This window comes from Anaerolineales bacterium (assembly GCA_015075725.1).
Lineage (GTDB): Bacteria > Chloroflexota > Anaerolineae > Anaerolineales > Villigracilaceae > Villigracilis.
In genome coordinates, this window is record JABTTV010000001.1 from 992801 (window position 1) to 1015629 (window position 22829).

General features: G+C 53.3%; 23 protein-coding genes. All 23 read right to left on the reverse strand.

The features are described from left to right. The 23 genes from HS100_04785 to HS100_04895 all read right to left on the reverse strand — a co-directional run bounded on the left by HS100_04785 (nucleotide 1) and on the right by HS100_04895 (nucleotide 22748). Nucleotides 1–1335 carry a DUF2029 domain-containing protein gene (locus tag HS100_04785; GenBank protein MBE7433208.1) on the reverse strand — a complete coding sequence of 445 codons (1335 nt, stop codon included), beginning with the start codon at nucleotides 1333–1335 and terminating at the stop codon, nucleotides 1–3. Then, the gene (locus HS100_04790; protein MBE7433209.1) at nucleotides 1319–2488 is read right to left on the reverse strand and encodes a hypothetical protein; all 1170 of its coding nucleotides are present in this window, start codon (nucleotides 2486–2488) and stop codon (nucleotides 1319–1321) included. The genes HS100_04785 and HS100_04790 overlap by 17 nt, the downstream gene beginning before the upstream one ends. A 134-nt stretch (nucleotides 2489–2622) precedes the next feature. Further along, nucleotides 2623–3060: a hypothetical protein gene (locus HS100_04795; protein ID MBE7433210.1), complete on the reverse strand. Its 438-nt coding sequence runs from the start codon at nucleotides 3058–3060 to the stop codon at nucleotides 2623–2625. A 36-nt stretch (nucleotides 3061–3096) separates the two neighbouring features. Further along, complete coding sequence (locus HS100_04800) at nucleotides 3097–3477, reverse strand: hypothetical protein (GenBank protein ID MBE7433211.1); 381 nt, start codon at nucleotides 3475–3477, stop codon at nucleotides 3097–3099. Between the two features lie 5 nt (nucleotides 3478–3482). Further along, complete coding sequence (locus HS100_04805; protein MBE7433212.1) at nucleotides 3483–4532, reverse strand: linear amide C-N hydrolase; 1050 nt, start codon at nucleotides 4530–4532, stop codon at nucleotides 3483–3485. 2 nt (nucleotides 4533–4534) lie between these two features. Beyond that, nucleotides 4535–5455 (reverse strand): hypothetical protein, encoded by a 921-nt coding sequence (locus HS100_04810; protein ID MBE7433213.1) that lies wholly within the window; start codon nucleotides 5453–5455, stop codon nucleotides 4535–4537. Beyond that, the gene (locus tag HS100_04815; GenBank protein MBE7433214.1) at nucleotides 5452–5637 is read right to left on the reverse strand and encodes a hypothetical protein; all 186 of its coding nucleotides are present in this window, start codon (nucleotides 5635–5637) and stop codon (nucleotides 5452–5454) included. The genes HS100_04810 and HS100_04815 overlap by 4 nt, the downstream gene beginning before the upstream one ends. Further along, nucleotides 5634–6407 carry a hypothetical protein gene (locus HS100_04820; GenBank protein ID MBE7433215.1) on the reverse strand — a complete coding sequence of 258 codons (774 nt, stop codon included), beginning with the start codon at nucleotides 6405–6407 and terminating at the stop codon, nucleotides 5634–5636. Before HS100_04820 ends, HS100_04815 begins: the two co-directional genes overlap by 4 nt. Before the next feature lie 34 nt (nucleotides 6408–6441). Beyond that, complete coding sequence (locus HS100_04825; protein MBE7433216.1) at nucleotides 6442–7263, reverse strand: GNAT family N-acetyltransferase; 822 nt, start codon at nucleotides 7261–7263, stop codon at nucleotides 6442–6444. Between the two features lie 12 nt (nucleotides 7264–7275). Further along, a complete protein-coding gene (locus tag HS100_04830; GenBank protein ID MBE7433217.1) occupies nucleotides 7276–7713 on the reverse strand; it encodes a nuclear transport factor 2 family protein in 438 nt (145 codons plus the stop codon). Between the two features lie 12 nt (nucleotides 7714–7725). Beyond that, entirely contained in the window at nucleotides 7726–9354 is a 1629-nt protein-coding gene (locus HS100_04835) for a hypothetical protein (protein ID MBE7433218.1), read from the reverse strand. Nucleotides 9355–9580: 226 nt separating this feature from the next. Then, nucleotides 9581–9838, reverse strand: coding sequence for a hypothetical protein (locus HS100_04840; GenBank protein ID MBE7433219.1), 258 nt, complete (start codon nucleotides 9836–9838; stop codon nucleotides 9581–9583). Between the two features lie 27 nt (nucleotides 9839–9865). After that, the gene (locus HS100_04845; protein ID MBE7433220.1) at nucleotides 9866–14137 is read right to left on the reverse strand and encodes a hypothetical protein; all 4272 of its coding nucleotides are present in this window, start codon (nucleotides 14135–14137) and stop codon (nucleotides 9866–9868) included. Nucleotides 14138–14215: 78 nt separating this feature from the next. Then, complete coding sequence (locus tag HS100_04850; GenBank protein ID MBE7433221.1) at nucleotides 14216–15061, reverse strand: SDR family oxidoreductase; 846 nt, start codon at nucleotides 15059–15061, stop codon at nucleotides 14216–14218. A gap of 104 nt (nucleotides 15062–15165) precedes the next feature. Beyond that, the gene (locus HS100_04855; GenBank protein ID MBE7433222.1) at nucleotides 15166–16377 is read right to left on the reverse strand and encodes an MFS transporter; all 1212 of its coding nucleotides are present in this window, start codon (nucleotides 16375–16377) and stop codon (nucleotides 15166–15168) included. Nucleotides 16378–16404: 27 nt separating this feature from the next. Next, nucleotides 16405–16845 carry a hypothetical protein gene (locus HS100_04860; GenBank protein ID MBE7433223.1) on the reverse strand — a complete coding sequence of 147 codons (441 nt, stop codon included), beginning with the start codon at nucleotides 16843–16845 and terminating at the stop codon, nucleotides 16405–16407. Nucleotides 16846–16883: 38 nt separating this feature from the next. Then, nucleotides 16884–17777: a CPBP family intramembrane metalloprotease gene (locus HS100_04865; GenBank protein MBE7433224.1), complete on the reverse strand. Its 894-nt coding sequence runs from the start codon at nucleotides 17775–17777 to the stop codon at nucleotides 16884–16886. After that, the gene (locus HS100_04870) at nucleotides 17774–18613 is read right to left on the reverse strand and encodes a CPBP family intramembrane metalloprotease (protein ID MBE7433225.1); all 840 of its coding nucleotides are present in this window, start codon (nucleotides 18611–18613) and stop codon (nucleotides 17774–17776) included. Before HS100_04870 ends, HS100_04865 begins: the two co-directional genes overlap by 4 nt. A gap of 22 nt (nucleotides 18614–18635) precedes the next feature. Further along, on the reverse strand, nucleotides 18636–19235 hold the full coding sequence (locus HS100_04875; protein MBE7433226.1) for a TetR/AcrR family transcriptional regulator: 600 nt from the start codon (nucleotides 19233–19235) through the stop codon (nucleotides 18636–18638). Nucleotides 19236–19412: 177 nt separating this feature from the next. Next, nucleotides 19413–19784: a response regulator transcription factor gene (locus tag HS100_04880; GenBank protein MBE7433227.1), complete on the reverse strand. Its 372-nt coding sequence runs from the start codon at nucleotides 19782–19784 to the stop codon at nucleotides 19413–19415. Between the two features lie 228 nt (nucleotides 19785–20012). After that, on the reverse strand, nucleotides 20013–20243 hold the full coding sequence (locus tag HS100_04885) for a hypothetical protein (protein ID MBE7433228.1): 231 nt from the start codon (nucleotides 20241–20243) through the stop codon (nucleotides 20013–20015). A gap of 191 nt (nucleotides 20244–20434) precedes the next feature. After that, nucleotides 20435–21109 carry a response regulator transcription factor gene (locus HS100_04890; protein ID MBE7433229.1) on the reverse strand — a complete coding sequence of 225 codons (675 nt, stop codon included), beginning with the start codon at nucleotides 21107–21109 and terminating at the stop codon, nucleotides 20435–20437. Continuing rightward, the gene (locus HS100_04895) at nucleotides 21102–22748 is read right to left on the reverse strand and encodes a GAF domain-containing sensor histidine kinase (protein ID MBE7433230.1); all 1647 of its coding nucleotides are present in this window, start codon (nucleotides 22746–22748) and stop codon (nucleotides 21102–21104) included. The genes HS100_04890 and HS100_04895 overlap by 8 nt, the downstream gene beginning before the upstream one ends. Between the last annotated feature and the right edge of the window lie 81 nt (nucleotides 22749–22829).

Consider the following 22829-nt stretch of genomic DNA (forward strand, 5'->3'; position numbering starts at 1 on the left):
TCAACTATTCAGATTTACTGTCCTCACGCTGGCAGACCTGCTTGGCAGGATGTTGCTATTGGTTGCAATGCGAATCTGTCGGAATGCGATCGGCAGGAGTTCCACGTACGAAGCCGCCAGAAGGAGCGCATTAGACCAAAAGGTGATGCCGCTCGAGCCATAGAGGTTACGGTTGCCAAGGAGGTTGAAGAAGACGATGTTTGAAATAATGATCGAAGCTAGAAGCAAAATTGAAGATGTAATTCGCGATGCGCGGATTACCTTCTGTTCCTCCACAAGTTGCCAGGCAAGCAGTCCCTGCGCGAAGGAGATGTAAACGAGGTCAACGGGCCAGGACGTCAGCAGGACGAAGGGGACCGTCAGGAAAAGGATGTGAAAACTCCGGAGATTCGCATGGGGCAGGCGGGCACGTTGAATGCAGTAAACGAGTCCCGCGTTCAATGCCGTAATGCTGTATGAAAACCAGCGTAGTATTTGAAGATACATGCTCGGGTTGAAATCCGCTGATATTGCCAGTCGAAGCATTGCGTCATCGATCCCCGTCGCCTTTGCCAGGCGAAGTATGACGTGCGGGAAGTGTTGAGAGTTGTAATTGGCGATGACCCAATCGAAGTGACGATACGAGTCGAATAATGCGGCATAGAAACGCGTCGCGCCGTCCATGCCGAGGAGGGCGGCGGGAATCACGATGAGGAATACGGCGCACGCAATAAAAGAGTAAAGAAGGAAGCGGAGGTCACGGCGAATCACAAAAGGCAAAAGGAAGATGAGAGGGAAAAACTTGAAACTGATTCCAAAAGCGAGAAGAACCGCGGCAAGGGCTCGTTGACCACGTTCGTATAAGAACAGCGCGCCTAGAATCGAAACTGTCGTGATGATGCCAACCTGTCCCCACACGAGGTTGTGCAGGAGGGGAAAAGAGGATAAGGCGAGGAAAATGAATAGAAGTTGAATCCACCATCCCGTTGGAATGAGGCGGTGAAAGAGTCCAATAAAAAGAAGAATGCAGATGCCTTGCAGGAGTCCCCAGAGAAGAAGCGCTGAGTCGATTCCCAATGGCGTGAAGAGGGCAAACAGAAAGGCGATGAAGGGCGAGTAGACAAAACCTGTCAAGGGCTCGCGAGTTTGGAGAATCGACTCGCCCATGGGGTAGTAATAATCTGCAAAGTCGCAGAAGGTTTGCGAACATCTATCAATGGCGATTCTAAAATTGCCCGTGCCTCGCCAGGTGTAAACATAGTAGGCAAAGAGTAGAAGCGCGATCACAACAATACCGATGCTTTGTCTTACATTCATCCAGCGATCTTTGGAGGGCTTGTCAGTGTTTGTAGACATGTGAAACTCGCGTGTTAGGATTCGGAAGCACCCATTTGAGAAGAAGCCCATGCCAGATTTCAACGCCGGCGAGCATGAAAACCAGCCAGTCGATGGGCGAGCGATAGCGGGGCATAAATGGGACAAGGTAATAGATGAGCGGGTATGCGATCAACGGGGTCAGGAGTGCGATTCGCTGGGGAAGCGACTGGCTTGGAAATATTCTCCAGGCGCCGAGGATTGCGAGAATCGTAAAAACGGCGAGAAACAGGGCGGCGGATGAGAGGCGTTGAGGAATAAACCAAAAGTTGACGAATCTCAGGAAGGTCAACCTGAGGAATTCACCTGGATTTTCTTTTATCCAATTCACTGCATCATCCAAAGCCTGCCGCATGTATTCCACTTCGCCCAGTTGTTTGACCTTTAGCGCTTCCGTGGCAATAAGACGAGGATGTTGGTAGAAAAATCCCTCTCTATCCATCTCGGCAAAGGTGGCGGCAACGCCCGGATGATTATTATTGCCCATGCGTAGTTCCAACCCCAGGTTGCTTCGAATGAAAAAGAATCCGTGAAGCACGTTATGGTTCCGCCACGCCCACGGCACACAGGCGAGTACGACTCCCAGCGCCAACATACCGCTCATTGCCAACTTCCTGTTTATGCGGCGCCATCCAATTTCATAGGCAAAGTAACCCAGAAAAACAAGCAGAATGGGGGGCTGGACATGGAAGGATGCTCCGATTCCCAACCCAAGCAGGAATGAACCGAATAACGAACTTCGTTCATGACTCCATCTTTTTAGGAAAGCCGCCAGCATCAAGACCAGCGCGAGTCCTGCCAGTCCCTCACCATGATTGAGTGTTTCCAACTCCGGGGTCAGCGCGCCAGCCAAGCCTGCGATGAGTCCTGCCGGTTTTTCCATTCCAAGTTTGTTGGCCACCCAGGGAATCAGCGCGTACGCCGCGGCGATGATCATTGCCGTGAAGATCGCGAATACGTACCCTGCGTACCATGTGTTTCCAAACACGGACAGGATCAATGCCAGGATAGCCGGAGGAATCGGCGGCAGGTGCGCGGTGGGACCCGTTTCAATGATATAGGGATTTGCAAATTGACCAGTCTCAACCAGCGAGCGGGCGATTGCTCCCAGTTCCCTGTCGGGATTTGGAAGCAAAGGGGGATTTCTTATCCAGGAATAAGCCCTGACTCCAAATGCCAGGAAGAAGATAAAAACGAAAGCGCGCCCCGATGAACCCGCAAGCCAATTTAGAGCCGATCGGAATAGCATTGGAAAAGAACGGTCTCTCTTCATTTTTTCCTTTCAACAATCACCGATTCGATCTTTCCCACAGGCAGCCAGTCGTCCATGTTGCCGTAAGCGCTTTTATCAATTGCAAAAGGCGGGATTTCTTTTACATCGGCAACTTCGATCAGGACAATGTAACGCTTGCCCGCCCAGCGTTTCATCTGTTTCTCGGTCAGACTCAGTTTGGGCTGGTTCTTTTTCACCAGCGCGCGAGACTCATCTTCGGTCATTTTCTCGGAATGAAAGGCGTTCTTCACTTTGGCTTTCGCGCGTACCGCTCCTTCCGCGTTGTTGTTGATGAAGTACAGCATGTCTCCCGCGTCCACGCGCCCGTGCGGGAGTTTGCGTCCCGTTGCGCCGCGGATGATCATGGTTTTCCTTCCAGCCAGCAGGTTTTCAAGTTCCTCCGCTTGTGCATCGAGATATACAACGTGATCCATTTTTTCTCCTTTTGATAGGATGTCAGCTTATGAACGTCACCGTCCCCGCGCTTCCATCCAACTCAAGATGATGCGCGGGAAGAGGACGAGATCGAGCAAAACGCCGAGCGCCACGCCGCCTGCATAAGCAAGAATGTCAAACGGGTCGAAGACACTACCAAAGATGGGGCGACCGAAATATTGCGATGCTTCCACAAGACAGCCGATTCCAAATACCGCACAAGCGCGGAAGATAGTTGAGCTAACGATTTTGTTTTGGAAGAGGCCAATCAGCAGGAACAATGTCATTGGCAGGAGAATATCAATCAAATAACTGTTCACGAATGCGGGAAACGGTCCGCGATAGTTTTCACCTGTCAAGAAGTGGAGCGCGGCGACGGACAGAGCAATGAGAGTGATGACAATTTTCTTTGTCATAGGTCTTACCGTATCGCTTGTTTCAAATTAAAGATGTGAGCTTTCCCTGAATAGCCACGTCCCATGACAACCTCCAGTTCGCCGCTGGTCATGTGGTAGATGATCGACCATTGCGTAATATCCTGGGACACATCTTCGAGTAGACGAAGCGCATCCCTGGAAGATATTCGACCATCATGCCCATCGAGACGTTGCTCGATAAGGTCGTACCGCCAACAATGACCTTGCGCATTGCCTTTTGTGGAGGCAAATAAAAAGTTTGTGGCGACCTGCCAGGGAGATTCGTTATGAAACACAACCATCTCCCCTAGATAGAACTCCACCAAAGCCGATTCCCCGGACGCGCTTGCGATCAGGTAATGGATCGGGACGCTGCCCATGTCAATGTTGTAGCTGCCAAGGATTTCAATCGCTTCGTCCACCGTTCCGGCATGGTCGAGGATTTCACGAATCGCTTCCAATTCATCGAGCGTTTTTTTCCGGGGATCAAAAGGCATATCCTCTTCCGGGACAGCCGCCATTCCGACTGCCAATCCCTTTTCGTTCATACCGTCGAACGGCAGGGAGGGAGCATCCAGAAGCGCGCGTCGCTCTTCGAGGGGAATGTCGGTCAGATTCTTCGAGCGGTCCCCTTCGAAGCCGAGATACTCCATATCCACCATGGAAACGGAGGCATATCCATCCACAGGGTCGGTGAACAAAAGCAGGGCGGGGCTGAAACGCCAGTCGAAGTTGCGACCGAAGAGGCGGTCATCCTCATTTCCCAACGCGGCGAAGAGGGAACAGCCCCAGGCGACGCGACAGGACATTTGTGCAGAAACAGCCATCGGCTGGGAAAGATCCGGCAATTCGTAAGAGAATGTCAATTCGGGGTAAGTCCCGTAATAGCGCATCGCGTAGAGCGGATAATCATCCACCTGCTGCAGAGATCGAAGAGTAGCTGTCTCCGCCTCATTCGGAGTTAGTGTAGGCTGAGCCTGAGAAATGTCTGTAGCAGGCGCTGAACAGGATGTCAATAGAATTAGGATCGCTGTCAGAGTCCAAATCCATTTCATTCTTACCTGCCTTCTTGTATTGCAGTCCTCCGGTAATTCATCCGTACACTGAGGGCGATGATCGCAGCGGGGAAGAGTCCCAGAAGGATGGCTGTCGGGATGAATGAACCGCCTAAAACGAAGGTTTGATACAGCCAGGGAACCAGCGCGTCGATGAACCAGAAAAGCAGGAAGGTGCCACGCAAGGTAATTTGATTCGCCTGCCACCGGCGCGCGACCCATAAAATAGCAATGATGTTGACGATAAATGCCACCACAAACATGAACTGCATTTTGAAGTCCGCGCCTGCGGTTGCGAAATCCACACCACCTGTGCCGGTTGCGGTTGCACGGGCGTTTGCCACCAATGCCATCAGGATTCCGCCGAGGGCATAACCGATGTAGGCAAAACAGGCAGTCATGACCGCTTTTACGATTTCAGCGAACAGCGAATCTTCCTTTCGTATTTCTGTCCCATGGCTTCTCACCGACTGTTTCTCCCACCAGACCAGCCAGATGGAAAAGACCAATGTTTGCAATACAATCTCCGGATAGCCCATCAGGTGATACCACATCGGCAGTTTTGAATAGAGCATCCCTTCGATGGAGCCGGGCGAAGCCGCGGGTGTGGATAGAATTCCTATGGTGACGAGCAGTCCCCACAGGATGAGCCAACCGCGTTTCTTTTCGATCAGGAGACCGCGCAGGGGCCACAGCCCAATGGCGAAGATCAATCCGCGGATGGGTTGCATCAAGGGACCGAGAACGATGTTGTGCTCATCCATTGGAAGCATATAGTCACGGATGACCTCGCGCTTGAAGACTTCCCCGTAATCGAACACATTGGACATGATGATGCCGAAGACGAAGTAGGTCGCCATATGTGCGACAATCACGCGCAGGGCAAAACCGAAAAACGTTTTCCAATCATTCTGTGCGTTCATATTTTCTCCGGCAGGTGGATGGCGAAGCGGCAGCGCAGATTGCCTTGCAAAACGGATTCCAGCACATCGGCTTGCAGGGTCTGACCGAAGATGACCTCCCACGGTTTTTTGTGGAACGCGGCGGAGCAATTGCAAAACGTCGGTGAGATATCCGACCTGCCCGCTTTCAGCGATTCCTTCACCCATGGGCAGTGGCATAGTAATAGCGCTTTTTATCCTCATCTGTCTCCGCAAGATATTCCCTTGCCTGATGGGGAATCTTCGTCTCGTGGATGATATTGCCGACTCGCACACCCTGCCCGATCTCCGGCTCGCGGCGGACATATTCGATCACTTCATCGGTGATCTCCTGGTTGAAATACAGCCTGCCCTCGCGCCGGACCGTTTCGAGTTCGGTGATCAAATCCTGTTTTTTGAGAAGCAGGTATTCGTCAATGTTCGCGCACTCCTCGAACTTTTTCTTCGTCCCCGCATAGTATTCATCGGGCAGGTCGCGCAATCCGCTCGAAAGGATTTGTTTGCAGGCTTGTGGTTCCGCGCGTTCCAGCCTCTCGATCATGACCTGCATCGCGGCTGGTTTCTCCGCATTGGGCGTCCCCAACGGGACGAGTTCCACGCCTGTAAAAATTTCGTCGCGCCGCGTTTCGCCCAATACTTCGCCCGTCTTTTTGTACAGGTTGTCGAGCACCTCGCCGCCGTCAATCAACTCGAGCGCGGCAAGCAGGAGCGCGTTATCTTTCAAGAACCTGCCATATAACGCAATGGCATAGTAATTATCGAACGCGTTGAGCCCCTCGGCGATCATTCGTGCGGAAAAGGAAGGGAATGCTTCCGCGAGGGACTTCCCATCACAGGCTGCGACGAATTTTTCCGCGAACGCGAGGAATGTATCAATGCGTTCGGGCGGGAATTTTCTCTCTTCAAGAAATTTATGAAAAACCTGTGAGTCCATGGTTCCTCCTGGTTTCTTTTTCGATATACCGGTTTCAGCGCGGCGATGCCGAAGCAAGTTGTCTGATTGGCAACGGTTGTTCCTTTGGTTCAAACCATGCCAGCAATTTGTAGGTTCTTTTGTTTTGAAAGCCCAGCCTGCGGGTCAACGCAATAGAACCCGCGTTGGATTTGACACAATCCCAATAGGCGCTTGAGCCTGTTTCTTCGCAGAGTTTGATCAGTTGTGCGCAGGCGATGGTCGCGAAACCCTGCTTTCGATATGCTTCGTGTGTCCTTATGCCGAGTTCGCGCACGCCCATGATGTCCATGTCCGCGTAGGCTTCTGCGATTGTTGTATCGCCGTGCAAAATACAAACAGCGATTCCCTTTTCAAGAAAGTTTTCCATGCTTCCGTAGCGATTCAGGTTTTCATCAAGTTTGGGACTACGTTCCCAAAGCGCGCGGTCCATGCGATGAATGGAGAATCCGTCGGGCAACGTGCCAAGATACGGGGTGAGGTCGGAACCACCAACGGGGCGATCAAACTCCAGGCATTCCGCGCCAGCATCAGGGTCGGAGGGGAAGCGGTTCACATCCGAATCTCCATCACGGAATCCCAACGCGACGACCTCATCCTGCCTGAGTAAATGGATCGCTTCGGATAAAACATCCTCGTCGAATTCGCCGCCGCGATAGAGAGTCCCATCATCCGCCTCCCAAACGAGACACCAGCGCGGGCGCGCGGGATCGTTGGTGAAGATTTTGCCCGCGTTGCCGCCCGCAAGCACGGCGAACGCGCGAATACCAGTGGGCATATTCAAGTCGAACATGGATCTCAATTTGGGTGTGACTTGATTTGGATGTATGGAGATCATGATTGTTTTCCTTTATTCATCCTTCGGGAACGAGAAGTGCATTTGAACCGTCACCCACTTTTCGCCTCGCTTTTCGAGCGTGCCTGTCCAACGACAGTTGTCCCATCCCGTTGGTTGACCGTTCCACTCGGCGTGGTCATCGAGAAAGCACGAATACCACGCGACATTTCCAAGTTCGGAAAATTTGACACGCAGGTCTTTGATGGAATAGTCCGTGGCCTTGAACGCGTCCTTCATCCAGAAACGCTCACCCAGACTTTTGAACGCCTCGAAGCCGACGATGGTTGATTTTGAATCGGGATGGAAGATGAAGAAATCATCATCCTGCGCCACGATGGAGAACAACCTGTCGATGTTCTTGGTCAATGCCCAGCCGATGCAATCATGGATGACTTTTTCGACTTCTGTCCTGTCAGCCTCTTCCATTAGCTGTGCGATTTTCGTGTTCATGGTTCCGCCTTTCTAAAGAATTGTCACCGTACCATGGCTTCCATCCACGCGGACGCGGTTGCCGGTTTTCAAAAGCATGGTCGCGTTGCCGCATCCCACCACGGCGGGGATGCCCATTTCACGGGCTACAATCGCGGCATGAGACAGAGGCGCGCCTACATCGGTGACAATCGCGGCGAGACGCGGGAAGAGTGGTGTCCAGCCAACGTTGGTTGTGACCGTGACCAGAATCTCACCGGGTTGAATTTGGTTTCCATCTTCTGCACAATCAATTCGGCGGACGATTCCCTCCACGCAACCCGCCGCACCCGCAAACCCTTTGATGCTTTTTTCGATCCTCGTCGCAGTAATCCGCGAGTCAAAGTAATCGCTGCGGCGGTTCGGGTCAGCCGCCCATTGGAATGGATCGAATCTTCCAATGATGATGGATGGATACGGCGGCAGCGCCGAATACTTCAGATACGTCTCGCGCCGCGCCGGGATAAATGCCTTTGCAGTTTCATCGCCTGCCAGCGTGTTCGCCATTTCATGCAACGACAGGAAGAAGACGCCATCGCCCAAGCCTGTGATATCGCCCACGCGCAATAGGTATTGACGGACCAGCCGCGCGAGGCGCGTCAATTCGGATCGAATTGCTTCGCGATTCCGAGCCGCCATCGCAACGGCATTTAATTTCCTCTGGATTGTTTTCGCCTCACGCGGATGTTTTGCCTGATACCGCTCCCAGGCATTTTCAAACTCCGCGCGTTGACTTGCCAGCAACTCCTCCACATCCACAGGTGATCTGGCAAAAGCTTCCAATTGGCGGTCGAGCCAATCCTTTTCCTCCTCATTGCCTGCAATGAACAATTCCATTTCATGCGGACCGCGATGCCCGTACCTCTTGAGATAATCCCCCCGACTCATTTTCCCGTTTGCGACGCGTGACAAACCCACCGTCAGACCAAGGCTTTCCAGATTGGCAGATGCCCCGGACAAGTTCGACATGATGGTATTTGCATCGGCTTCTCCTGCCGCCTTTGTCAATTCGAGCCGCAGACTCGTGGCGGGATCCGCAAACGCCATGGTCGCGCCGCGTACCATCCGGCATATCTCGAAAATTTTTGGACGGATGCTTTCATGCCAGAGGACCAAGAGACTGGATTTGTCATGTATTGCTTGAATGACCTTGAGCATCCCTTCACACCACTGAGGCATGGACGCTGTAATTTGCGAGACGGCTTTCTGGCTCTGATGCGCATCACGTTTCGCTGTCAACATCCCGGGCAACACCTTCACGACGACTGTGATGGGGGAAAATCGAATGAGTGGAATGTTCATTTCATCCGGGGCGGAGCCTATCATATCGCCCTGCATCTCCCTGCGGACATCTCTTCCGATCGCTCGAAACAAAGAGGCAAGCAGGCTCAGGTTGAGATAGGGACGCCCGCAAATGTTTCCGCAAAACGGAATCCTGCCCGGCATCTTGATCGGGTTGGCGTCGTAATGATGAATCCGCCACAACGACCAGGTGCTGGGCGTCATCACATCCGGCACAGCTTCGCTGACGTTGACATTCGACCAGAGGAACCCGCCGGTAAGGCTGTCATTCCACTCGCCTGTAACAGGGTCGTAACCAGATTTTGGAAATACGCGTTTCATAAAAGCCTCAACTTTGTAGTAATGGGCACGCTGCCCGGCGCGCCTCGGATGTTAATTCAACGATATGATTCCAGCGCCGCCATCCAACGTGATGGTCGACCATCCTAGTTTTTGTGCGTACCGATACATATTCAGGGATAGTATGGATGATGCTCTGTGCTTTACTTCTAATTTGCTCTGTTATATATATCTGTGGTAGCAAGAAATGCTGTGTATGACGAGATGGTTACCTAAACAAAAGGACTGCACTAGCAACAATGGCGAGGAGGACAAGCAATACAGAAACTCCAATGAGCCCCCACCGTGTGAGGCGGGGATTGGATTCTGCCCACGCTTGACCAGCTCGTGTCGTGCCGCTGATATAGACTATTCCCATTATTATGAGAAACCATCCTGCGCCGCTGTCGTTCAAGACGAGCATGAACCCCACAATAAATGATGCGATAGCGGATAACCAAAACCAGGTTTTTTGATTTTTATTCATTGGAAACTCCTTTCATTTAATAATCCTTTATATCGAAGCAAGTGTTACCGTCCCCGCGCTGCCATCCACGGTGATGGTTTGACCATCGCGGATACGGCGTGTGCCGACGCCGGTTGCCAACACGGCAGGGATGCCGTATTCGCGCGCCACGATTGAACTGTGACTCAACGGTCCGCCGATGTCGGTGACGATGGCAGAGGCGCGCGCAAACAATGGAGTCCACGCGGGGGTGGTGATGCCCGCCACGATGACGTCGCCAGACTGCATCTTGTCAAAATCTTCGGGTCCGAGCATGACACACGCGCGCGTTGTAACCTTCCCTGCACTGGCAGCAAAGCCCTTGATGGTATTACCTGTCCCTTCGTTGCTCGGGAAGAACTTTGCCATCCAACTCACCTTTGGCAGTGTCGTTGGCGGGATGACATGTCGCATCGCCTCCCATTTGGCTTTGCGACGCGCGATATCTTCAGAGAAGTTTTTCAACACTTCGCCTTTTTCAAGCGCGATTGCCATCGCATCAACTTCCTCAGCCTCCAGCCAGTAGACATCCTCCACGGTGGGGATCGCGCCTCCAGCAACAAACCGCTTGCCGAGTTCGCCCAACAAGTGGCGGATTTGCGGATGCCCCAATCCCAAATCGGCGATGCTGTCTTCACGCAGGGGTGCGGCGTCCAACGCCTGATTCAGCAGTTTCAGGAACTGCCCGCGGCGCCATGAACCAAGTCGTTTGGAAATGCTTCCCATCGCCTCTTCACGCAATTTCAACGCGGCTCCCTGGCGTTCGTACGGATTGTTCTTTCCGCTCAGGTACACCTTCATCGTTTCGATCAGTGGCTCGGGGTCATCTGCGGGAGTAGGTTTGGAAAAGTCGAGGTCGTATATGGCGTGACCGAATTGATGTAGATACTGCTCAAAGCGGGTAACAAATTCTTTTGAAACAGGAGCAGGTGGCAGGTCGGCACGAAGCGCCGCGCAAATTTCATCCGCAGAAGCGCGCGTCAGATAATCTGCCAGTTCGGGTTGTTCCTTTGCCCACATTGTCAAATCGAACAGCGCCTTCTCTGCGCGCATGGCATGGTTCTCAGTACCGAACAAGAATTTGGAGGCTTCGAGATCGCCTTTGCGTTTGATCAGCCGGTTGTAAAAGGCGCCGAAGAATGCTTCCCTCATCATCGCGACGGGAATGGTTCCAGATTGCGCCATGGTGTAATACGCGGCGGTCTCGGTGAAGATCTCGCGAGCACCTGCGAGCAGTTCGGACGGCGCGAGCGACTCGAGTTCCAGCACCTCCCATTTTTGCACGGTGGTCAAAAACTTTTCACGCGCTGTCATGGCGCGTTGACGTACGCTCTTCATCATGGGACCTATCATCGTGAAACTGGCTTTCGTCATCGCCCAGATCATTTTGGGCGTGAAGATAAAGCCGACATAGACATAATCGTTGAGGACGGAGAAGAGATAACTATCTTCGCCTCCAAAACCGATACTGCCCATCAGCTTCAGGCTTTCCCTGCGCGCGATGGGAACTGCCAGCGTTGCGAATAACGGCGAAACCGGTTCCGGTACGAACTCTGCGAAACTGCCGCGCGCCAACATGGCTTTTGGATGCGGCAACTTCCATTCGATTCGCGCAGTGGGGTGTTCGGTTTGACCTTCTCTGGCGGTTTCGAGAATGACTTCGCCTTTCGTGCCATCCACGGTGATGACTTGTGCGCTTTGGATGCGCTTCGTGGCGACTCCCGTTCCCATCACAGCCGGGATGCCGTACTCGCGCGCGACGATGCTCCCGTGACTGAGCGGACCTCCAATGTCGGTGACGACCGCGGATGCCATTGCGAAGAGTGGAGTCCAGGCGGGGGTGGTGGTGCCAGCGACGAGCACCTCGTCAGGTCGCATTTGCTCGAAATCTTCGGGACCGCGCAAGACGCGGGCGGGCGCGGTGACTTTTCCTGCGCTGGTGGGTACGCCCTTGAGTACATTTCCCGTGCGGTTGCTCTCGGCTTCCGCCAGCCAGACGGAGGTATCGATGCCCATGTATTTTTTCTTCATCGGCATCATGGGCGGCGGCGTCTCTTGTCCTGCTTTCTTGCTGAAGGCTTTGCGTTCAGCCACGCACGCCGACAGGTTTTCCAATTGGTCGCCGTGTTCAAGTTTACGAACGCAAGTCTCCACTTCCACTTTCTCCAGCCAGTAGATGTCATCGGATAAGCCGATGACATCCGCTGCGACAAAGCGGTTTCCCAACTCTCGCAGCATGGCGCGCAGGATGGGATATCCCAAACCGATTTCAGCCAAGGCGTCTTCGCGCACCTCCGCCAGGGATTGTCCCCAATTGAGCGCCTTGAGGAATGTCCAGCGTTTGAATCCTTTCAGGCGGTTGCGCATGGTTTCAGCCGTTTGGATGCGTTTCTCTTCGCTGGCGCGTTGGCGCTCGTGCGGATTCGTTCCTTTTCCGCGCAGATACATCTTGATTGTTTCCAAAAGCAATTCAGGATGATCGCGAGGGAGAGGCTCGGCGAAGTCCATTTGGAAGACGAGGTACCCGAACTGGTCGAGATGAGATTCGAAGCGGGAAACGAATTCATCCCAATCGCTTTTTGAACCGCTAATCCCGCTAAGATCGCCAAGTCTTTTAATTTGGTTTTCCTTCGCGCTTTTTGCGTACTTTGCGGTTAATTCCCCTGTTGGCGTTTCCAGCAGGTACTTTGCCAACTCATCATTTTCCCGCGCCCACATCGCAAGGTCATACAACGATTTCTCCGAACGGACGGGGATGTTGTCCCAGCCCATCAACAGGGCAGTGGCATCGGGGTCGCCTTCTTGTCTGGCATATTTGTTATAGACCCGTGTCAGCAATCCCTCCGAGCCAGCCGACGCGCCCATCGTGGCGAACAGTAAGCCTGTGGCATAGTACATGGCGGCGGTCAGAATTTCCTGTGCCTCCTGCCAGAGTTCGCCCGCCGACATTTTTTCGCAATCCCTATCTTGATACTTTGCGACAGCCGCTTGATATTCGGGATGCAACTCGTCGCGCCAAAATGGAACCATCCTCCGCAGCAATCTTGGATAGGCAGGCAGCATACCAGTCAGAATCCACCACCAGGCTTTTGCAGGAAACGCCGCGTTCATATAAGCGTAACCATTGATGGCGATGTAATAATCCTCCTGCAATACCGGCAGACCCATCCCCAGGCGCGCGCTGAGCGGCTTCATTTGCTCTCTCAATACAGGTATCGCCCACGTGATATACAGCGGGCTGAGAGGGCTGGGCATCAAATCCACTACACTGGTGCGCATGTAGACACCTTTCGGGTTTGGCGGCGTCCACTCGATGGGCGACTCAGCCATCGCGGTGATGGGACGCGACTGCACGATAAAGAATCTGCCATCCGCACGACACCACTCGATATCCTGCGGCTTGCCATAATAGGATTCGATTCGGCGAGCGATATTGACCAACTCGACGACCTCCGCCTCATTCATGACCTTTGAGCGGCGTCGCGTTTCTTCGAGTTTTTCCTCCCTCGTGCCTTTTTCCGTCAACACCGTAATGACGGTCTTCTCCGCGACATCGTACTGCTTGATTTCGCCCGTCGCTTTATCCGCAACAATCGTGTCAGGTGAAACGAGTCCGCCGACGATGGCTTCGCCGAGTCCCCAGGCGGCGTTGATGACCATCTCGTCGCGGCGTCCGTTGATGGGATTCGCCGTAAACAAAATCCCAGCGGCTTCCGCGTTGACCATTTCTTGAACAACGACAGCAAGCGCGACAACACTTTGGTCAATGTTGTTTTTGTTTCGGTAGGCGATGGCGCGTGCTGTCCATAACGACGCCCAGCATTTTTTGACCGCGTCGAGCACCTCGTCAATGCCGTGAATGTTCAGGTAGGTCTCCTGCTGTCCTGCAAACGAGGCTTCGGGCAAGTCTTCGGCGGTGGCGGAGGAACGGACTGCAACCACAGCGTGTTCCTCTCCAAGCGTCAGGTATGCGTCTACGATAGCTTCGCTCAGATCGGCTGGGATGTGGCTGTGATCGAAGAATTCGCGGATCGTGTTCGAAGCTGTCTCGAGCGTGGCGGGAAGCGAGGCGTCCGCCATGCGCAATGCGGCAAGGATTTTTGGTTGTAATTCATTTTCGGCGACGAACTGGCGATAGGCTTCGGTAGTGATATGGAATCCATCCGGGACGGGGAATCCTGCACCGATCATTTTTGCCAATGACAAGCCTTTCCCACCGACATTTTCAAGGGTGGCAGAAGGGTCTGAAAGACTCAACGTGGATTTAATTTTTACATGCATGATGTTCTCCTTTCACAGACAGGCAAAGCAGGTCCGAAACGATAGCCGCTAAATAAAGTTGAGGTTCTATCGTCATGCTTACGCCTCGATCTTTTCCGCCCTGGTGCGCCTGGCGATCGGCTCAAGAATCATCTTGATGGCCATTCGATCCAGGAAATTGGGGGCGATCAGTTTGAGCCAGACCAGCAAACCGCCCGGTCCCATCAGCAATTCGCGCTTGCGTTTGTATGCTGCCTCGAGGGTGATCGCAGCGCAACGCTCGGCGGTCATCATCTTTTTGGTGTAGAGTGCCCGCCCCTGTTTGCCGCGCGGCTGACCGTTTTTGTCCAGATACGCTTCGTGAAATTCAGTCACCACCCAATAAGGGCAAATCACCGAAACGCTGACGCCGTGCGGGTGCATTTCCATGCGCAGAGAATCATAAAATCCGTGCAGCGCATATTTGCTGGCAGTATAGGATGTGTTGAAAGGAAGCCCTCCCTTGCCGCCCAGGCTTGATACCGCCACGATGCGTCCCTTGCTTTGCATAATGTGAGGCAGGGCGTAATACGTGCAATGGACCGCGCCGTAAAAGTTGACATCCATCACGTGGCGAAATAAATGCAGATCGGGGTACTCGCGTAACAACGCCACCACAGCCAGTCCCGCATTGTTGATGAGCATGTCCAACCGGCCGAACGTGGCAACTGTTTTCTCTACTAGATCCTTACATTGCGCTTCGTTGCTGACATCCATCGGGACAGTCAGCACTTCGCCTCCGCGTGACCGGCATTCAGCCGCGACCTCTTCCAGTCGCTCTGCACGCCGCGCCGCAATCGCCACCTTCGCACCCTGACTCGCCAACAACAGCGCCAGCCATTTTCCAATACCAGACGAAGCCCCTGTGATGATCACCGCTTGATCACGGAAAGCATCTGATTTCATACGATCTCCTTTTAGCACGAAAGCCGCGTCAACGATTCAAAGCGTCATCCCGCTGACCGTTCCAAAATCGACAGGAGGGTCAGAAACGGAAATAACATGAGCGTTCATGATTTCTCCTTCGCGGTTCCAAACTCAGCAGGTGATGATTGTTCTTCCTTGATCCAGATCAGACTCATCACAAAGACTGTGCATAAGATCAACGCACCTGCGAGGTAGGGAAAGTTCGGATTTATGTCGAAGATAATGCCCGCAACAATAGGTCCAGCCACACGCCCGAGGCTGACGAAAGAGTTGCTCAGCCCCATCGAAGCGCCTTGTCCAACCGTTGTGCGTTTGGATGTGAGCGAGTGAATCGATGGACGCAGGAAGGTGATCGAGCAGGTGAAGATGCCTGTGGTCAGCAAAACCGTTGGGTAGGTGTTCGCCAGCAGCAGGAGGATGAAGCCCACCGCACCGACGATCAACGATGTCTTGATGACGGTCGGTTCGCCCCAGTGCTCGGTGACGTAACCGGTCAGCAATCCGCGCCCGATCAAGGCGATGGCACCGACCAACGTGAGGATGCCGCCGACCTGTTCGGGACCGTAGTCCAGTTTTTTGAGCATGTACAAGCCGAAGACCGATTCAAAGTTGCTGGTGCCAAAGGTTGCGAGAAACGCCACGAGGAGAAGCAAACCGATGGGACCCGTCAATGCGCGCCAGAGTTCGCCAAAGCGAATGAGTTGAATCTTTTGTCCCTTTGAGGCGCGGGCTTCGACAGGCAATGATTCGGGGAGGAGCAGGGCAACCAGCAAAAGGGAGAATAAGGCCAATAACGCTGAGACAAAGAATGGCGTCGAGAGGGAACCACCTGCCAGTAATCCGCCGATGCCCGGACCGATCACGGCTCCCGCTCCGCCAACCGCGCCGAGGATGCCCATCCCTCCGCCGCGCGATTTTTCAGAGGTGCTGTCGCCGATGTATGCCATCGTAGTCGAGATGGTGGCGGAGGAAAGTATGCCCGAGAATGCGCGGAATACGATCAACATCCAGATCTGATCGGCGATGCCGAAGAGGAACATCGCCAGCGCAAAGCCGAACATGCCAATCATTAGAATGGGTTTGCGACCGATGCGGTCTGAGATGCTGCCCCAGATGGGACCGAAGAGGAATTCGGTCAGCGCGGCGGTGGCGACAAGGAGGCCCAATGTGCTGCCGCTAGCGCCGAGCTTGTCGATGAGGAATGGGAAGACGGGAATGACCATGCCGAATCCCAGCATGACCACGAGCAGGGCAAAGACCAGGATGAAAAGATTTCGGCGGTTGGTCGTTTTCATGGTCGATCCTTTTCCACTCTTCCTGGGTCACATACCAGTGACGGCACGCTGAACGAAGGTCAGGACCGCCATGACAAGGAAGAGAACAATTGCCGCGATGCTCCAATTTCGCCCGGCATTTGTTGCCACACCCAGCAGACCTCCTGCACCCGCAAAGAATAGAACAACATAGCTGATCACCATCCACCGCACCTGACGGAAGTCAGTTTTCAGGATGTAATCGAGCAGAGCTTCCACCAATAGCCATGCCAGCATGCAGGCGATCTGGATGTAGTACAGGGCCGGCCGTTCCAACTGCGGGGCTTGTATGAGCAGGTAGATCAATGGGATGGCAAGCAGGAATTCGAAGTAGCCGATCCAGTGACCGTATTGCGGCTTGCCCAGAAGCCTGAATACGAAGACCAGGATCGCCGAGATAAAAAATGCAATTGCTGTGACAGCTCCAATGAGATTTGTTCTTTCCAACATGGTGGACCTTCTTTCCAATGGAACCTTGCTCCACTTCTTTAAACATTTGCCAGCACCGCAACGAACAGGAAAAAATCTGATGCGGCATGGATGATGGTCGCGCCCCAGATGTTGTCCGATTTCATCATCAGGTAGCCGCATCCCAATCCCAGCGCAAGGGTATTCACAAAAAAGAAAGTCAGCGCGAAGGGATCGAAATAAAAGACGAAGCTGTGCATCGAGGCGAAGATGAGGGATGTGACCCAGACCGCGCCATTGACGCCAATCAGCGGCGCAAAGCGTTTGAGGAAAATGCCGCGCAGCCAGAGTTCCTCCATGAAACCGTTGACAGCGGAAAAGACCAGTCCCCACACAACCGCCGCGACAAGCGCATCCACACTGGTGAAGCGTTCCACGGCGAACATGAACGTGGCTGTGCCAAGGAAGAAGATTACGAGCGCGCCGATCCCCAGACCGAGTTTCAAATTTCCGCGTTTGATGAAGACCGACCCCAGGTCCGCGCCGGAGAGTTTGACCAGTGCGAGGATGGGTATCACCTTCAACAGCATTTCGCATACTTTTTCGATGGCGAGTCCCTGCGAGGTGTCCGCGGTCACGGCAAACCAGTCAAGCACTGCGCGGATCCACCCATCGAAGATCGCCGAGAAAGGATAGGCGACTGAAGCGATGAAAAACGCGAACGCGATTTGCCAATGACTGTTCACGCGTTGGTCGCATCTGAACCACAGCGTGGCGGCCAGGAACACGGCAGAGGCAGCCAGATTGAAGGTCAGGTTCTTGTTCGTCCGGAGGATATCGAAGTAGTACGAGCCGAAGATAAATATCGCAGCTTCGCAGAACAGGAATAGGATGAACAAGCCGAGGCGTTGAAGCCAGTTGGTTTGGATAGTTCCTTCTTTACGAAGATTTGAACCTGCAAGTTGAGCATTCATGGTGATCTCCATCGAATGGATTGAACTTGTTTCCGCTTCCAGGATGGCAGACTCCAGGCAATGATGATCATCACAGCGCCGAAAGCCGTCACGATCTTGAAAATGTATTCCCCTGTTTCAGGCAGCAGGAAAGTGTCCAAAGACAAATTTGCGACTGTGTGCAATAGGATGACTGCCAGCGTACTGCGATGATTCTCGTTGTAGCACCAGGTTGAGTAAATCGAGCCAGCGAGCACAAAACCGACAAAGACCGTGAAATCAATACCTGACAGGTATCTGCTTTGATTTGTCCCAACGATATAAAACAGCGGAAAATGCCAGAATGCATGGAAGATGCCGAGGACGAGGGAAGCAGTAACCGGCTTCCAGATCACCTGCAAGCGGTCGAGCATGTAACCGCGCCAGCCGAGTTCTTCGAGCGCGGACTGGAGCAGATAGAGGATCACAACGATCAATATGCCAGCAGGCATTGCCAGCGCTTCTTTGACAAACGCAAACTCTGGTGGATCACCTCCCAGCCAATGATTGACCGCTATGGATATGAAGTGCAGGATTGGGAAGAGAAGGAGGATCAATACATACCACTTGATGTTGATCCGGCGAAAGTCAACGACGCGGTGCCAGAAATCCCGCCTGCCTTCCCGACCTTGCTCGCGGTAGGTCATGAGGATCCCCGCCATGCCTGGCCCGAAAACACCGAGGAACATCACGGCAAGCAAAATTGGCGACGCTTGATAGTCCTGCCTTGTCAGCGCGACGGGAATCCAAAATATCCAAGTCAAGCCATAGGCGAGGAGGAGATAGCGCCAGGGGAAATTGGGTTTGGATGCGATCATTTCATTCCTCTTTAGAGCATTACTATTTACACACCTCGATGCCCTTGAAAAAAATATCCAGCGTATCTTTCAGCATTTCCTGCGGCGTGCCGGTAAATCGAGAGCCGAAAACAATAGGTGCCATCCCGCTGACCAGCATCCGGGCGGCAAGCAGCGAATTCACTTTGCGAAAGACGCCTTCACGGATGCCTTCGTCGATCAGCGCGCGGACCATGTCCTGGTAGGCATGTCGCTTATCCTGGATCTGTTTCTGGCTTTCCGCTTTCAGCCTTTGTGATTCGAAGGACATTTTCAAGAACAGGCTTTTATTTGCCTGCAGGTTTTCGATATACGTTTCCATCACCTGGCGCAGTCGTTTATCTGCCGGAAGATTTTGCATGGCGATCCTCTGCGCTTCTTCGGTCATGTCGCTCAACTGATCTTCGAAGAAATAGACCAGGATGTCTTCCTTGGTCTTGAAGTAATCGTACAGCGTGGACTTGCCCAGCCCCGCAGCTTCCGCGATCTCGCGCATGGAGGTTTCCTGAAAGCCTTTTTTCAGGAAGATGTTGACAACCTGGTGAAAGATCTCATGACGGCGTTTTTCCTGTTCTTCTTCTGTAAGCGGAATGCCTTTGGGCATGGCGTACTCCATAAATCGGATTGGAATAGTCGAAAAGCGACCATCGTTCGCTTTCAGTGTAGCGAATTACGGTCGCTATTACATCCGCAGCGAGATGTATTTTTCCTAATCAACCTGAAGGGATGAACTACGCAATTTGTTGAGATTTCCCCGTCCGCACGATTACATATGCCCGCTTCAATTCCCCCGGAGAAGTCTATGGATTGACCCGGTGATCTCCTCTGCGGGACAGCCTTTGAGCAGGAAGGCGTCCGCCCCGGCGGGTACTATATCGGTTTGATAATCCGGGTACATGGTGAGGACAACGACCTTGATCTGGGGCCATTTCTGCTTGATGATCCTCGTCGCTTCCAATCCGTTCATGACCGGCATCTGGACATCCATCAACACGATGTCCGGGACCTGTTTCTCGATGTTCCGAATTGCCTCCTCCCCGTTCGATGCCTCGGCGGTTACTATGATCCCGGTCTGTTGCGAGATTAAAGCCTTCAACGCCCACCGGGCGCGCGGGCTGTCTTCCACGATCATTAATTTCGAAATTTCATCCATATTGGTCCTCAAGGCATGCAAAATTGGTTTAGCGGCGTTTTGCGTCGAATCAAGAATACTGGCAAACCTCATAAAGCGCATCCGCAACAGATTGAGATTACGACTGTAATTTATCATCCTGCCGGATGAGATCGCCTGCGTAGATTGATGATGCCGGCGACACATGGTAAACGATCAAGGCTCCCATTCCGTGGAATGAAAGCCTTGATTTTTGAGAGGAGAGGATTCTTACACAGCATACTTGCCGCTGGTGGATTGTGGATGAAGATCCTTCCGGTGCAGGCGATGACCCAGTTTGCTGAGGATACTCCCGAACGCGGCTGCCGCACGTTCGTACAGACCCGGCTTGGAAAGGCCTGCCTGATGGAACCGGCGGACCGTCTCAGCCTCGCGCTGGATATCCTTCATTCTTTCTGTGACCACGATCTCATCGTTGTCCCAGGTGTAAAAGGCGTTCATGAGTACCTCCTTTCTTGGTGATTGACATGTATCATGAAGTCAACGGCGCCGACTGTCCATAGCTTATCCTTGAATGGGAAATTGCGCATCGGTTTCGCGTGGAGGTTTCGAAAAACAAAAAGACCGTTTTTGGACGGTCTTTTCCGCGATTGGACTACCCCCCGACTACACAAAAAGCGGACGGCGGATCCCTACTGGTCCAGGCTTGCAAGGCCTTCCCGCAGCGCGTAAAGGGCGGCTTGTGTCCGGCTGGCTAGGTGCAGTTTCCCTAGAATGTTGCTGACGTGTGTGCGAACAGTCGCCTCGCTGATGACCAGGTGGTCGGCGATTTCCCTGTTTTCGTGTCCCTGCGCGATGAGCCGCAGGACTTCCACTTCCCGCTGGGTGAGCGGCTCACTGGAAAACTGCTGTTTTTCGGGGTGATGGAATTCCTCCAGCACCTTTTTAGCGATGGTCGGATGCAGAGCCGCCACGCCCTGATTCACCTGCCGAATCGCCTCGACCAGCGCCTCGGGGCTTGAATCTTTCAGGTGATACCCCATTGCCCCGGCTTTGATCGCCGGGAATATCATGTCTTCACCCGCGAAATTCGTCAATACCAGGATGCGCGACTCTGGCTGCTGTGCTTTGATCTGCCTGATGCACTCGATCCCGTCCATTTCCGGCATCATCAAATCCATCAGGATCACGTCTGGTTTCAAATCAGACGCCAGTTTGATGGCCTGTATTCCATTTTCAGCCTCGCCTACCTGCCCAATATCAGGGACAAGGTCCAGCATCGCTCGAATCCCCTTGCGGATGATGGCATGGTCATCCACAACCAGCACCCGGATGAACGCAGTTTTTTCTGTTTGTTTCTCATTCATGGTTCACTATCTCCACTTTGATCCGGGTCCCCTTTCCCGGACTGCTCGAGACCTCCAACTGCCAGCCCTGTGACTGGGCGCGCTCCTGCATGTTAACAAGCCCCAGGCAGCCGGCGCGTCGAGCGGACCGAGGGTTGAATCCGACCCCGTCATCTGAGATTTCCATCGAGATTAAGGCAGGATTGCACTGAATCCGATCAGTGGGTGTGCGTCGAATATTAATCGAAACACTTTTCGCATGGGCATGTTTGATGATATTGTTGAGCGCTTCACGTGCAATCTGGTAAAGCCCCTCTTCCATGTTGGAGGGGAGGCGGTTGGTCAGGTTGGTCTCGATACTGGTTTTGATCCTTGCCCTGTCTTCCACCGAAATCAGCCTGTGTTTAAGAGCGGCGATTAACCCTTCCTTATCAAGGACCGGGGGTTTTAATTCATAAATGAGCAGGCGCATATCCGCCAGGGATTCCTGCGCGGTATTCTGTATATCCTCAAGGTAACGGCCTGCCTGTTCGATCTGATCGGCGTTGATATTGCCCGTCGCCGCCTGGGCGTACAGGCTGATCCCATACAATGACTGCGTAACCGAATCGTGCAGTTCGCGTGCCAGGCGCTGCCTTTCGTCCAATACCGCCAGATGCTTGGATTGTTCATACAGCCGTACATTATCGATTGCCACACCGGCCTGGTTTGCCACCAATTGCAGGATGGTTTTGTCGCTTTCATCGAACGCGTCCACCTGGTTGCTCTCTGCGCTGATTACTCCAATCACTTGATTCTTCACTTTGAGAGGCACGCAGAGATGGCAAAGGATGCCGGATTTCGTGTCACTGGGCGTATCGGTATTGGTGATCAGGGCCTGCCCATGTTGGGCAACCCATCCCCATGCTTCGTTCCCCATTGAAACGCGAATGCCGCGATAGGGTTCCTGAAATTCCCCCACTTCAGCTTTGGAGACCACAAAGTCATCCTCCACCAACCCGATGCCAACATGCAGATATCCGAAAGTCTCCCTGACCGTGCGCGCGATTTTTTCCACCAATTCATCCGCGCTCGTCAGGGAAATGATATGCTGACTCACCTCCGCCAGTACGCGGAATTGCTCCGCCCGGCGTTCTATTTGAGAAAAGAGACGCGCGTTCTCAATGGCGACGCCGGTTTGATTGGCAATGGCTTGTATGAGTTCCAGATCGGTCTGTTTAAAATCGTCGACCCGCTTACTCTGTACATCCAGCACACCGATGGTCTTCCCTTTAACCGTGATCGGAACGGTCAGCTCGGACCTCGTCAGGCTCCCCTGCATCCAGACATAATACGGATCTTGCGAAACATCCGGGACAAGAATGGCCCTGCCTGTAAATGCAACCATGCCTGTAATCCCCTCCGCGCCGATTTTCAATCGCTGTGGTTTGAACTGAAAGTTGGGATCGTCCCAAAGCTCTCCCGCTCCCACCCGATAAACGATCTCATCCTTCTCGACCAGCCCGATCCCCACATGATAATAATCGAAGGTGCGTTGGATGAGTCTGACCACCTGGACCAATAATTCATTGATATCCAGAATGGATGTGACCTGCTGGCTGATCTCTGTCAGGATGCGAAACCGCGAATCCTCATCCGGTCCCGCGCGATCTGTTTGCATGACGGTTCCTTCCCACGCCATACCCGACGACCAAAGAACCGCTTCTATTATATGCCCGATTCGACCGGTATACCCCGGATG

Bases quoted from the DNA above. Each gene is read 5' to 3' on its own strand.
- HS100_04785 (MBE7433208.1), bottom strand. From the start codon at position 1,335: ATGTCTACAAACACTGACAAGCCCTCCAAAGATCGCTGGATGAATGTA.
- HS100_04795 (MBE7433210.1), bottom strand. From the start codon at position 3,060: ATGGATCACGTTGTATATCTCGATGCACAAGCGGAGGAACTTGAAAAC.
- HS100_04800 (MBE7433211.1), bottom strand. From the start codon at position 3,477: ATGACAAAGAAAATTGTCATCACTCTCATTGCTCTGTCCGTCGCCGCG.
- HS100_04805 (MBE7433212.1), bottom strand. From the start codon at position 4,532: ATGAAATGGATTTGGACTCTGACAGCGATCCTAATTCTATTGACATCC.
- HS100_04810 (MBE7433213.1), bottom strand. From the start codon at position 5,455: ATGAACGCACAGAATGATTGGAAAACGTTTTTCGGTTTTGCCCTGCGC.
- HS100_04820 (MBE7433215.1), bottom strand. From the start codon at position 6,407: ATGGACTCACAGGTTTTTCATAAATTTCTTGAAGAGAGAAAATTCCCG.
- HS100_04825 (MBE7433216.1), bottom strand. From the start codon at position 7,263: ATGATCTCCATACATCCAAATCAAGTCACACCCAAATTGAGATCCATG.
- HS100_04830 (MBE7433217.1), bottom strand. From the start codon at position 7,713: ATGAACACGAAAATCGCACAGCTAATGGAAGAGGCTGACAGGACAGAA.
- HS100_04835 (MBE7433218.1), bottom strand. From the start codon at position 9,354: ATGAAACGCGTATTTCCAAAATCTGGTTACGACCCTGTTACAGGCGAG.
- HS100_04840 (MBE7433219.1), bottom strand. From the start codon at position 9,838: ATGAATAAAAATCAAAAAACCTGGTTTTGGTTATCCGCTATCGCATCA.
- HS100_04845 (MBE7433220.1), bottom strand. From the start codon at position 14,137: ATGCATGTAAAAATTAAATCCACGTTGAGTCTTTCAGACCCTTCTGCC.
- HS100_04850 (MBE7433221.1), bottom strand. From the start codon at position 15,061: ATGAAATCAGATGCTTTCCGTGATCAAGCGGTGATCATCACAGGGGCT.
- HS100_04855 (MBE7433222.1), bottom strand. From the start codon at position 16,377: ATGAAAACGACCAACCGCCGAAATCTTTTCATCCTGGTCTTTGCCCTG.
- HS100_04860 (MBE7433223.1), bottom strand. From the start codon at position 16,845: ATGTTGGAAAGAACAAATCTCATTGGAGCTGTCACAGCAATTGCATTT.
- HS100_04865 (MBE7433224.1), bottom strand. From the start codon at position 17,777: ATGAATGCTCAACTTGCAGGTTCAAATCTTCGTAAAGAAGGAACTATC.
- HS100_04870 (MBE7433225.1), bottom strand. From the start codon at position 18,613: ATGATCGCATCCAAACCCAATTTCCCCTGGCGCTATCTCCTCCTCGCC.
- HS100_04875 (MBE7433226.1), bottom strand. From the start codon at position 19,235: ATGCCCAAAGGCATTCCGCTTACAGAAGAAGAACAGGAAAAACGCCGT.
- HS100_04880 (MBE7433227.1), bottom strand. From the start codon at position 19,784: ATGGATGAAATTTCGAAATTAATGATCGTGGAAGACAGCCCGCGCGCC.
- HS100_04885 (MBE7433228.1), bottom strand. From the start codon at position 20,243: ATGAACGCCTTTTACACCTGGGACAACGATGAGATCGTGGTCACAGAA.
- HS100_04890 (MBE7433229.1), bottom strand. From the start codon at position 21,109: ATGAATGAGAAACAAACAGAAAAAACTGCGTTCATCCGGGTGCTGGTT.
- HS100_04895 (MBE7433230.1), bottom strand. From the start codon at position 22,748: ATGCAAACAGATCGCGCGGGACCGGATGAGGATTCGCGGTTTCGCATC.